Raw genomic sequence first — 12,504 nt, forward strand, 5'->3', positions numbered from 1 at the left:
CTCCTGGTTCTCTGGGCGGTATCTTATCCGGCCGCCCAGGACGTCATGCCCCGCTGCGTTACGCTCAGTTGGACGGCTCCCGGCGATGACGGCGACGTCGGGACGGCCGCTCTGTATGATATCCGTTATTCCACCTCTTACCTGACCGAGGCAAACTGGGCTTCCGCCGCCCGGGCGCTGTATGTCCCAACGCCGGAGCCGGCCGGGACCCGCCAGTGGGTCACCGTTACCAACCTTGAGCCTGCCACTACCTACTATATTGCGCTTAAGACGGCCGATGAGCGCATGAATTGGTCGGAGATGTCGAACGTTGTGGCCAGGACCACGCCGCCGGACATCTGCGTGGGCGAGGTCGGCAACGCCGACTGCGACCCCGAGGAGAAGATCGATATCGGTGACCTCACCACGCTCATCAGGTACCTCTTTATCGAGCGGGAATCGGCCTGCATCTGCCTGACCGAGGCCAACATCGACGGCGACCCTGACGGCGTGGTGGACATCTTCGACCTGACCCTGTTGATAGGCGTTCTCTTCACCAGTGACCCCTACCTGCCACCGTGCCCTTAGGGCGCACGACGCTCTGCTTCCATCGCCTGTCCTGTGAGCAGTAGCAGGGCAGAACCTCCTGGCGGTTCCGCCAACTTGCCGCTGACAGAATATGCTACAATTTCCATCGCGTTTCTGTCGATTCTCTTTCCATACTCTTCTCCAACTCATTGTGTCACATCTGGTGCGCGTGCTTCGTCCTTTCCTAACGTGTTCGGGGTCAAGGTAATAGGTGGACAACCGGGTAGGTTGCGCTTGCGGGCCGGTCTCATCTCCGCCCGGCAGCGGGGATCCGGTCGCGGGGCAGACATGGTGTGTGGGCCGCTTTGTGATAACTGAGCAGCGAGAGAGAATCCCGACGGAACGGATTTTTCGCTTGACACAGCATGGGCAGTGAAGTATACATTTAAGCATCGGGGGTCGGCGAGGGAGGGCGCCCTCTCGGCACAGCACGTCCTCTGCCCCTTTTAGCACACATAAGCACACCAGTCAAGAGCACACCGACACGCAAGATCAGGTCTCGTGTGGCGTCTTGAGTACGCCAGGTGATGTGGCAGTAGTACTTCGGTAGTACCTGCAGTGTGAGTTCGCAGCCTTGGCTGCATGACTTCCATTGGGAGACAGGTGATGACTGGGAACCCTCTCGGCCGGTTGGCCGAGTGGCGTAACATCGTCGCTTCCGGGCCGTCTGCACATGGATGCGCGTTAAGTCGGTGCTGTTGGGGCTACATCAATCACTCCATATGGCAAAACTTAGTCAGGGGGTTATTGCGCCATGTCGTATCTCCGGATACGACATGAGTGGGAACAGAGCATAACAGGAAAGGAGGTGCAGCGGGTCAAACCAAGTTATCAGTATCAAGAAAAACAGACCTGAGCCGAGCAGAAATGGGCGTTTGGGTAAGGCCACAGGGCTATGGTCATAATGAAATCAGGCGCAGGCAGGGGTAGTCAGAGAACCAACCTGGGAACGTGTTGAACTCAAAGACCACTCCCCACCCGCTTTTCATAAAATATGCCAGCAGTCCCTATTCCGCAAGGGGGAAAGTTCCATCCCATCCGAACCGGCCTTGCCCACCCTATCTGCATGAAAGGAGGTGGGTTGGGCGACAAGTATTCAATTTTGACTCAGGTCCGGCACCTCTCGATTCGAGGGGTGCCGGACGGAAACTGGATTATATCTATAGTGAATTCCTTGCGGAATTCTTTTGGAGGAGAGAATGTGTAGATCTTTCAAAATAGTCCTGTTCATGACGGCTGCTGTGCTTTTTGCGGTGCCGGCTATGGCCCAGTATACAGTGTTCGTCGTGGACGACGACGGTGATCCGGCGACCACTTACCCGACACTGGCCCAGGCCGTAGCGACCGCACAGGCGTTTGCCGGTGAGCACCGCATTGAGATCCGCCCCGGTGCCTACTCTGACGTGGGCGTGTGGATCGACCACAGCCAACCCGGTGTGATTCGCGAGATCGTGGGAGATGACAAGAGTACCGTAATTTTCACGGCTCCTGTCTTCCAGACCGGGACCTGGCTGGATCCTCACGGAACCACTGATCTGACCATTACCGGGATTACGGTGGTCAGCTACCTGTACGGTATCCGTACCTACGTCAGTGGCTGTAATGAGCTCCACGTATACGACTGCATCTTCGATGACAACGGTGCTGACGGCTACGATGGCACTACGGCCAGTACGTTGGGCGGCGGCATCTGGGTGCACGGCAGTGACTGTGTCATTGAGTATGTCGAGGTAATGAACGGTGAGTGGGGTATCCGCTACGGTAACTGGTTCGCCACCGCTCTGGATGACAACATTGTGCGACATTGCTACGTCCACAACATGGAAGAGTACGCCATGTGGTTCGTTGGCGGCACGTCTGCAGGCACCATGAATAATCTCCTCGTGGAGGATAATGTTGTCGACAGCTGTGTGGATTACGGCATCCAGTTCTGGCCCGTGGGAGCAACGTTCAATAATCCGGTCATCCAGCATAATACGGTGACCAATGTCATGTGGGAGGGTATCCTGGTAACCGGTGCCAATGGTGGCTCTATTCTGAACAATGAAGTCACCGGCTGCTCGTATGGCACCACGGCTCCGCACAACAGCAACTCGGATCCCCATGGCGGTATCTGGGTTAATAACTGCAGTTCCATGCTGGTCCACGACAACACCAGCTACGACAACGGTGGCGCCGGCACCGCCAATTGCGATTACGGTATCTACGCCACCGGGGACCATAACGACATTCGCTGGAACTGCCTGTTCAACCACGCCGGGGTCGAGGGTTACGACGGTGGTGACGGAACCAACGTCTGGAGACGCAATTACTTCGAAGACCTGGTCACCAACCTTGCGTATCCCGACTACGATCTCGACGGCGGTATGGAAACCGACACCAACCCGTGGCTGTACGACAACAGCGCGGTCACTGTCGAAGCCCAGCCGATGGAAGTCTGGACCACGTTTGACGTGGACGTCGACTGGACCATCCCGGGCTGCGCGGAGTTGGACAGCGTTCACCTGGCGGCGTATAGCTTCGTGGTGAACTACGACCCGACGGTGCTGGACTACGTCGATGGGTCAGCCGTTTATGACGAGGCTTATCTGGGCAACACGGCTGCCGGTGCACTTTACACGCCGATCGCAGTCGATGAGGTGGCCGGCACGATCAGCTTTGCCGCGACCAACTTCACCGAGCCCGGCTTAGGCGATGCACGGCTGACTCTGTTGCAGTTCCAGGCCATCGCAACGGGAAACACCAGCATCACGATATTATCCGACTATCGTGATCCGAATAACGACCCGATCCCGACCGGGAACATGCCGCTAAGTCTGGTCGTGGAGGACAACACGCCTCCGGCGATCACCGTGACGGCTAATGATCCAATCGGGGACGGCACCTATTCAGAGGGCGGACCCGGTCCCGGGCCGCATGTCGACCTGTACGTCGAGGGCACGGTAACCGATAACTATGCCCTTTGGGATGTCTGGTACCGGTTGAACGATGGGGGTGGCTTCATTCCCATAGGCCCGGTGTCGGGCACGTCGGATGTCTATGGCCTTCTGCCCGGTTCATTCTACATTCCTCTCACGGCAGCTCCGGCCGGTCCCAACTCACTGAATGTTCTGGTGCGCGACCAGTCGGGTAACCGCGACTCGGTGTACTACTACTTCACGATTGACCGCACCGGGCCGACAATGACGGTCGATGCCTACGATGCCGACGGTTGTGCGCCGAATGCCGCGTTCACCGACAATACTGCCATTCTTGTGGACCTCACGGGCGATCCTGATATCGCCCAGTACGAGATCCGTGAGGATGTGATTGGCTTGTGGGATATGCGCCCGTTTGTCGCCACGGACGACTTCGTCCTGTCCACCGGCGACGCTAACAAAGAGGTCAAGGTACGTGGTACCGACGTCTACGGGAACCGCGGAGCTGTCGCGTCCGACTGGATCGAGCTTGACACTTCGCCGGCTACGCTCAGCTTCGCCATCAGCCCCCTGAAGACGGCCAACGACGTTCTCGCCATCACGGGCGCAGAACTGTCATATGGCAGTCAGACGGCTGAGATAGCCTATATCGTCTCGATGGATCCCGGCGAGAACATCGACGACCTCACTGACTGCTTCTCCGGTCTCTGGGCGGCGCCGAGCCTGCCGTTTGACATAAACCTGTCATCCGGCGACGGTTGGTACTACATCTGGATGAACAGCAAGGAGCGCGCCGGTAATATGCAGACTCCGATTCTGGACTCCATCGAGCTTGACCAGACGGCTCCTGTACTCACTGACTTCACGCTGTTGGATCAGGAGGGTGACGTCTGTTCGGAGAAGATGATGGTGGACTGGGAGGTCTGCTGGACCGGCAGCGATCACGCGATCCTGGAAACATGCCTGGACACCACCGGCAGCTGGTACACATGGGGCGCCTTCGATAACAGCGCGGTCTCATGTTACGGCTGGCCCTGGGCCCCGACCGATGTCGGTGACGGGACGTACACCCGGTATGCGCGGATCACGGACGATGTTGGAAACAAGAGCAATATCATTGAAGCCAGTATCGTCATTGACCGTGTCCTGCCAACTATTGTCACCAGGACCATCGCCGATCGGACTTCCGCCAGCACCTACTGGTCTAACGAGGCCACGATTGTGTTTACCGTTACCGGCGGCGATGCCGACAGTCTCCAGTTCGGCGAGGACGGTACCACATATACCGCCTATGTCGAACACGTTGACCCGACCACCTATGAGTACACCTTCACCGGCCTGACAGGCGGTTACGGTTCCATACGCGGATGGGTCGCAGCGCGAGACTGTGCGAACAATTGGATGGAATGGGCTACCAACTGGATGCACTTCGACCTCAACGCTCCGAACTTCCTGGCCCTGACCATAAACGGCGGCGCTACTATTACCAACAACCCGGTTGTCTCTGTTTATGCCCTGACTGACGAGATCAATCCGTATGAGTTCCAGTTCTCAGAGGATCCGACCTTCACCACCGGTGTTGTCATCTGGACTCATCCGTTCAACAGCGTTACTCAATCCTTCACGCTCACCGGTGGGGATGGCGGTCACACGATTTATGTGAAAGCCATTGACCTGGCCGAGAACGAGACGGTTTCGTCGGCAAGCATCTACCTTGATACGGGTCCTCCCTCAGGTGACTTCGTCCTCCAGCAGAACCCGGCAACCAACCCGTACGCGCTTCCCGGTTACACCAACTCGCTGTACGATAACGAGGCGGTTTCCATCGCGTGCGACGGCGATGTTGTTCAGATGTACCTGAGAAATGAGAATGGTAGCTGGAATACGGGATGGATCACGGTGGCGGCGTCCTGCAGCCCATGCACGCTGTCTGCCCTCGGTGAGGGCGACCGTGAGATCTGGATACTGTTCAAGGACAGCGCCCAGAACACTACTCCTGCCTGGATCAGGGAGAGCATCAAGTACGACGTCACGGGGCCATCCGCTCCCGGCGCGGCAACCGGCACGCCCGGCAGCAGCCTGAACATTGCCTGGTCGCCGGTGGCCGACGCGCAGCTCTCGATCCTCCGGTATAACTTCACCAACGACTATCCCCTGTATCCGAACGACACGGCTCCACACCCGCAGACACTGATGGAGGGGATTTTTGAGGCTGAAGTGGCCGACACGGTGTACGCGTTCCCGGGTCCGCATCCGGATATCTATTCCTTCTCGATCTGGTCGATGGACAGTTCCGGCAACGTTTCCACTGTTCCCAACGACCAGGTGACCGGGACCAACTATATCCTTGGTGACTTCGCCACGGATGACACGACCATGCTGCCGGACGGGTGCATTGACTTCGGTCTCGAATTCGGTGCCCTGGCTGCCTCGTATAACACCAGTACCGGCAGTCCGTACTTCAACGAGTATCTGGATATCGAGGAGACCAGCGACGGCAGTGCTACCGGTTACCCGATTCCGGATGGCGACATCGACTTCAATGACCTGGTCATCTTCGCGTTGAACTACCGAGACTACCGGTGCGGCTCAGAGCCGGGTCGAGGTAATCCGGATATGGAAGTGGACAAGCTGGTGATTGGTCAGCCGACCGTCATCGCCGATTTGCCGGATCGCGTGCAGGCTGGAACACAGTTCAGCGTGCCGATCAGAGTCAGCGGTGTCAGCGGCATCATGGGTTATCACTTCGTGTTCACGTATGATCACTCAAGCCTGGAACTGGTCTCAGTCGAGCCAGGCGCAGCCTATGAATCCGTGGAGCAGTCCTTCTTCTATCATGACAAGGCCGCTCCGGAGATTGATATCAGCAGCGTCATCCTTGGAGACTACCAGTTTGGTGATCAGGAGTTGGTGCGGATAACTTTCCGGGCCACAGTTGAAACTCCGGTAACTGTCGAAGAACAATTGCTCGACGTGCGTGACTGGCACAACAACCAGCCGGTCATGTGCTTCAGCACAACCAGCAGAGTCGAGCTCCCGTCGGAGTTTGCGCTCTCGCAGAACTACCCGAATCCGTTTAACCCGACCACTACCATCAAGCTGAGCCTCAAGGAGGCTTGCCAGTACGAACTGACCATCTACAACGTACTCGGCCAGCAGGTGAGCGTGTTCGAAGGTTTCTCGGAAGCCGGGCGTCTGATTATCACCTGGGATGCTTCCGAGCAGAGTTCCGGGATCTACCTCTACAGGTTGACAGCGGGGTCCTTCACCGCTACCCGGAAGATGGTACTGCTCAAATAGTGCCTCGGTGGGTAAGAAAGGGGAAGGGGGTACCATCCCCCCTTTCCCTTGTTAATCGCGATACCCACCGCAAATGTGTTGTTTGGAGGAACCATGTCCGACAAATGCAAATCTTACCTGACCGTGGCGGCCGTCTTCATTATCGCAACGGCTGCGGCGTCCGATGCCGGGGCGCAGAGAATATTTCTCGATCCCGACACAGTTTTTATTACCACCGGTGTTGATACCGAGTTTGAGCTGGACTTACGAGTTGACAGCGATATAACAAGCCTGAAGCTGTTCGTCTTCTGGCTTAACTTCGATCCAACCAGGCTGGATACTGTCTCTGTCACCGAAGGCCCTCTATTCCCGTCCAGTGGGGCCGTTACCGTATTCAACTACTATCTCGTCGGTGACACGGTCCTTCAGATCGAAGGACTTATTCTCGGGGCCGGTGTCGATGTATCCGGCCCCGGGTTACTAGCCACGATCAGGCTCAAGGCCATTGACAGCGGGTTTGCAGACCTGTCAATGTTCCGTCACGAGACGCGTGATATCCTCAACGTGCTGGTCGAAAGTGAGGCCGCGGGAGCGCCGGTGTTTATCAATTGCCCACCGGATGAGTTCAACCTCGTCAGTCCCATATCCGGCCACGTCGTCTCAGGTTTCCCCGGTGACCAATTCGATCTCGTCTGGAACCGTACCCGATCCGTGTACCCGGGCGAATCCGTCCGGTACACACTTGATTACGGGACATCCCCGACCTTTAACCCGTCGGGCACCACGACTCTGGACGACCTGATCGATACGACCTTCACGCTCTGGGTGGATGACCTGGTCGAGGCGGTCTACTACTGGCGCGTGAGCGCTGAAGGTAATCTCTATGGATATGAGCGGCCCTCGACGCCGCCTTCGGAGTCGTTCGAGTTCGTGTATGGCCTGGTCGAGCCCGAAGAGTTCGACCTGCTGACACCCCAGAACGACGTGTTGTTCGATATCTTCGGCAGTGGCGATATTCTCTTCGACTGGGAGGATGCCCTGAGCGTTATCCCCGGCGACTCGATCACTTACGAGTTCTGCCTCGGTCCTGATCCGGATGTGCCGGCAGGAGCCGTGATTGTCGACTCGACGGAAGACGTTTCGCAACTGCTGATATCCACTGCCGACGTACCCCTGGGCGAATGGGATTACTGGTGCGTTAACGCCGTCAACAAGTTCGGCTTGAACACGTGGTCGACATCCATCAGGTCGGCCATGTTCTATCAACTGGCGGATCTGGATCACGACCGCATAGTCGACATCGCAGACCTGACCTCGCTGATAAGTTTCCTGTTCATCTCGCACGTGGAGCCGGTTCCCTATGAGGCGGCGAATTGTGACTGCGAAGGAACAGTTGATATAGGCGATCTGACCCTGCTTATCGGTTATCTGTTCATGGGCCGTGAATTGCTGCCCTGTCCGTAGGGCCGGGGAGGCGTGTTGATGATGTTACTGACCGGTTCCACGAAACCGGGCCGCAGGCCGGTGGGACGTCAAAGCAGGCTGGGAGTGCCGAAACGGTCTTGACGAATATATAGGGGAAGGCACGTGTAGCTGGACACATAGGTGACCCGATGATCTTTGGTGTGCTCAGGTTGTCGGTCCCGCTTCCTTTGAGAGGGGGGGAGAACCTGTCAGTTGCACGTGCCTCATATATCTTGAGCCCGATGATGCTATTGGCATCACCGGGCTTCTTTAATCACCGCAGGCCGACTCCGAACCCGCCGCAGAACGTAGGTCGGGTTCCGAGGCCGCGGAACGCGGGTGAGAAACCCGACACTTCGCTATTCACGGATACCTTGACCGGCCTGACAGAATCCCGGGATCAGAAGAGAATGAAGCACTCCAATGCGAACATGAGCTCTCAGGCGCACAAAAAAGATTTGGACTGTCGCGTAATCGTCGTATACTACCGTACAGTTCACAACGGTGTCCTTGAGAGGGACGATGGTGTGCCATTCTCAAAGGAGGTACTTATGGCAGCGCAACAGTGTTCTTCAACAGTTCCTTTCCGGATGACATTATTCGGCTGGTTAATGTCTCTGATCATTATCATTACCGTGTTCCTGGTATCCTGCGGAGATGATAAGGCAACTGAATCCGAATTGCCGACAACTGTCACCGACATCGACGGCAATGTATACCAGACAGTAACCATCGGATCACAGGTGTGGATGACGGAGAATCTGATGGTAACCCGTTATCGCAATGGCGACACTATCCCCAATGTGACCGACCACGGCGCCTGGGTTGCTCTTTCCACGGGAGCTTATTGCAACTACAACAACGATACCGCCATTGCCACCGTTTATGGGCGGTTGTACAACTGGTATGCCGTAAATGACAGCCGTAATATAGCGCCGAAGGGCTGGCATGTGGCAACGGAGGAGGAGTGGCAGCAATTGGAGGTGTCAATCGGCATTAGCCCGGCCACAGCCGATTCCATTGGCCGGCATGGAACAGATGAAGGGGGCAAGTTAAAAGAAGCTGATACAACGCATTGGCACAGCCCCAACACGGGCGCTACCAATGAGAGTGGTTTTACGGCACTGCCCAGTGGTGGCAGAGACACAACGACTGACTTCCTCGCTTTGCATGAATGCTCTTTCTTCTGGTCTACTGAAGAGCACGATGGTGTACCACAGGGCAGGGCATTGTTCCGGGCCATGTGGTTCGATGAATCATATATCTGTTGCGACCCGGAATCTAAGAAAGAGGGTTTTTCGGTTCGGTGTGTCAAGGATTAGTTGAGTTTATGCAGGTTGCGTTCTGAATCCGCCGTAAAACGCAGGTCGGGTTCCGAACCCGCCACAATTGTAGGGCGGAACCCCTGCGGTTCCGCCGTGCAGCTTAAAGCGTCAGAAAGAGAAACCGGCAGAACCACTTTGGGTTCTGCCCTGGGGTTGCTGCCCTATGGGGGCTATTGAATCAATTCAGAGGGACCCTCTCCGTGGAGCCGTTTGCGCTGAAGCCATTTGAAACCGTCTGATGTAATGACCGCTATGTCGATCACACCACCCACCCCCCGGGTCGCATTCTGGTCGAATCGTTGCGCCTCGATAGTAGCGCGAACAATAAAAATGGCAAAATCGATGGCATCCTGCAGGGTCATAAGGTCATATCGAATATTGTACCGAAGGTCGTCCGGATTGAAGGGCTTTCGCTCAACAGTTGTATCCACAACGGCAGAATCGAGACTGTCGGTGACGATAACCTCAACCTCTCGAAACCACTTGTGTTCCAGAAGCCGTGGGTCATATCCCTTTATCAATCGACTCCACACGTGTATCTGGCCGCCCACATAAGCACATGGCACTCCAGAAGCGTAGATGGTATCAAGTGAACCATAAACGTCGAACTCGCGCTCCTTCGAAGATGCCTCACGGAGATTTGGGTAGGTTAGCTGGTAGATAGGACGCTTCCCGGTTGAGTCGTATCCACAGACTCTTATCTGGAGAGTCTTCTGAGCATAATTACTCCGCTGGTGTTTGTCATATAGATCAAGGAGCAGCGAGTCCAATCCCAGAACCACAGAATGTGGATCGGTGCGGCTCGAATCCGAAATACCAGATTGATTCTTGTACTGATCGACAAGACTTCCAATGCTGCGTAGATCCGTCTCGGTGTCATACAAATAAGCTGCCCCGTTAAAGGTCACCGCGACATAGCGACCGACTCGCTTGACTTTTTCACCAAAATCAGAGGCCACGCGAGACCCAGCGCTATCCGTTAGAGTGATACGGCTGTCTGCGGCTACCACAAGGCCATCGTACGTTCTCACGACCACAGTAACTGTCGCGTCACAGGCCGCAGTAGCACAGACGACAGCCAGAATTAGGCAGATTGATAGTCTAGTCATGGACCCTCCCTCTCCTTTGTACTTGAAGAATACCGCGTAACATGGCAGCAGCATAACTCGCCACGGGGGTGCTTGTCAAACACACTTTGGGCTATTTTGCTCTGGCTTTGCCGGAGAAGCGGGGCTATATTGTCTGCTATGAAGCCCAACCCCAAGTTTGCGAATGAAACGCCATCGTTCTGGGCACTCGTCCGTTACGCGTCGGAGCAGATTGGCTATTCCAATCGTGCGAAAAAGGGCAAGGTCAAATCTCTGAGGCGATACACGTATAACGAGCTTGATGAGTTTTCGAAGAAGCTTGGAATTGACGACGCAATAGTGCGACGTGTGACCCACTATCTCAACCACAGAGCAGATGTGCTTGAGAAGCACGTTGAGAAGCAGCTCATGAATCGAGAGATAGCGGAGGAGCTATTTTATCGACTGAGGGTCAAGTACAAGCCCACGTGTCACCTACCGTTAAACAAGCAAAAGGGCACCAAACACCATCACGCCTACTTCACTTGCATTATCAACATTCTGACCGAGGCCACGCTCGGTGGGGCGGTATTCGACGATAACCCCAGTCGACTGTTGACTATAAAGGATGCCAAGGGGAGGCTGGTGGCGACGCTGTCGCGGCGACTCGACGGTGCCTACCCCGGAGTGCAAGACCCACACGCCGTCTGGGAGGTCAAGGAGTATTACGGGACCACGACCTTCGGCAGTCGTGTCGCGGATGGTGTTTACGAGACCGAGTTGGATGGTTACGAAATCAACGAAGCGGCAAAAGCCGCGTCGCGTCGCGTCGAACACTATCTATTCGTGGACGACTATTTTACTTGGTGGGATTGTGGCCGGTCTTACCTCTGTCGCTTGATCGATGCGATGCATATGGGGCTGGTTGATGAGGTTATCGTCGGTCGTGAAGTGCTGGTCCACTGGCCGGATATCGTGAGCAAGTGGCCGAGGTAGTTACCACGTCAGCAGCAGCCTATCGTGCACGTCTTCCCCTATCATAGAACTACCGCCATTCTGGAATCGACGCAGCATTGAGCTACCACAGTCCAGCAGGACTTCGCGCTCAAACAAGCCTTTAGGCCACTCGACCGCGATTCGTTTGGTCCCAGACTTCTTCGTACCGTCGATAGAGAGTGCAATCTTCGCCCCTCTTGCCTTGCACACCGCAATCATCTCAACCAACTTAGAGAAGCTGAAATCCTGTGCGCCGTAAAGGATCGACTGTGTGTCAATGTATGGTGGGTCGCAATAGATGAGGTCGCCTTCCCCCGCTGACTGCATGGTCTTGCTGAAAGACTGATTGACGAATTTCGTGTGCTTGACGCGCTCCCGCCATTCATGGAGCCGGGCCTCAAATGTCTCTGGGGCGATCGGCTTATGTGGACCAATCGGTGTGCTAATACGCCCCTCACGTGTGAATCGCATCACTCCACCGTAGCAAGTTCGACTTATGACCATCATATCGAAGGGGTTTGGATGGGCGTTGTACCTGGTCTTAACGTCGTCGTAAACCTGTTGTCGATTCTCATTGAAGCGGGTGATTGTGTCACGGTAGTAGGAAATCAGCGACTCCGGAGCCCTCTGCACCAGCTTCCAGAACTCTACTAACGGCGTAATTACATCGCCCGCTATTCCGCGTGTGGGCGCGACTGTGGCTAAGACTGCGCCGATTCCAAGAAAAGGCTCAAGGTAATGATTATAATCATCCGGGAAGTACGCCGTGATCGTGTGTGCGTACTTGTACTTGTTACCGACCCACTTTAGGAGTTGGCCTTTCGGTCTGGTTCTTGGCAATAGCGAGTGCTGCATCCAGAATGTCCTTAACACTAATAATCTAAAGTC

Annotated in this window: 7 protein-coding genes; 5 read left to right on the forward strand and 2 right to left on the reverse strand. The window is 55.7% G+C overall.

Features of this window, described 5'->3' with window-relative positions:
- Positions 1-45 precede the first annotated feature (45 nt).
- The 4 genes from VMY05_11725 (at position 46) to VMY05_11740 (ending at position 9,550) form a co-directional block, all read left to right on the forward strand.
- Positions 46-567 carry a fibronectin type III domain-containing protein gene (locus tag VMY05_11725; GenBank protein ID HUV31741.1) on the forward strand — a complete coding sequence of 174 codons (522 nt, stop codon included), beginning with the start codon at positions 46-48 and terminating at the stop codon, positions 565-567.
- A gap of 1,199 nt (positions 568-1,766) precedes the next feature.
- On the forward strand, positions 1,767-6,785 hold the full coding sequence (locus VMY05_11730) for a cohesin domain-containing protein (GenBank protein HUV31742.1): 5,019 nt from the start codon (positions 1,767-1,769) through the stop codon (positions 6,783-6,785).
- Positions 6,786-6,878: 93 nt separating this feature from the next.
- Complete coding sequence (locus VMY05_11735; GenBank protein ID HUV31743.1) at positions 6,879-8,228, forward strand: cohesin domain-containing protein; 1,350 nt, start codon at positions 6,879-6,881, stop codon at positions 8,226-8,228.
- Between the two features lie 551 nt (positions 8,229-8,779).
- Positions 8,780-9,550, forward strand: coding sequence for a fibrobacter succinogenes major paralogous domain-containing protein (locus VMY05_11740; protein HUV31744.1), 771 nt, complete (start codon positions 8,780-8,782; stop codon positions 9,548-9,550).
- 173 nt (positions 9,551-9,723) lie between these two features.
- On the opposite strand, the gene VMY05_11745 is transcribed toward VMY05_11740, so the two are convergent.
- Entirely contained in the window at positions 9,724-10,716 is a 993-nt protein-coding gene (locus tag VMY05_11745; GenBank protein ID HUV31745.1) for a hypothetical protein, read from the reverse strand.
- Between the two features lie 333 nt (positions 10,717-11,049).
- On the opposite strand from VMY05_11745, the gene VMY05_11750 reads away from it, so the two are divergent.
- Complete coding sequence (locus tag VMY05_11750; protein ID HUV31746.1) at positions 11,050-11,616, forward strand: hypothetical protein; 567 nt, start codon at positions 11,050-11,052, stop codon at positions 11,614-11,616.
- Here the strand turns inward: VMY05_11750 and VMY05_11755 are convergent, their stop codons facing one another.
- The gene (locus tag VMY05_11755; GenBank protein HUV31747.1) at positions 11,617-12,471 is read right to left on the reverse strand and encodes a Dam family site-specific DNA-(adenine-N6)-methyltransferase; all 855 of its coding nucleotides are present in this window, start codon (positions 12,469-12,471) and stop codon (positions 11,617-11,619) included.
- Positions 12,472-12,504 lie beyond the last annotated feature (33 nt).

The sequence above is a fragment of the Acidobacteriota bacterium genome (genome assembly GCA_035529075.1).
In the GTDB taxonomy this organism is placed as follows: domain Bacteria; phylum Zixibacteria; class MSB-5A5; order GN15; family FEB-12; genus DATKXK01.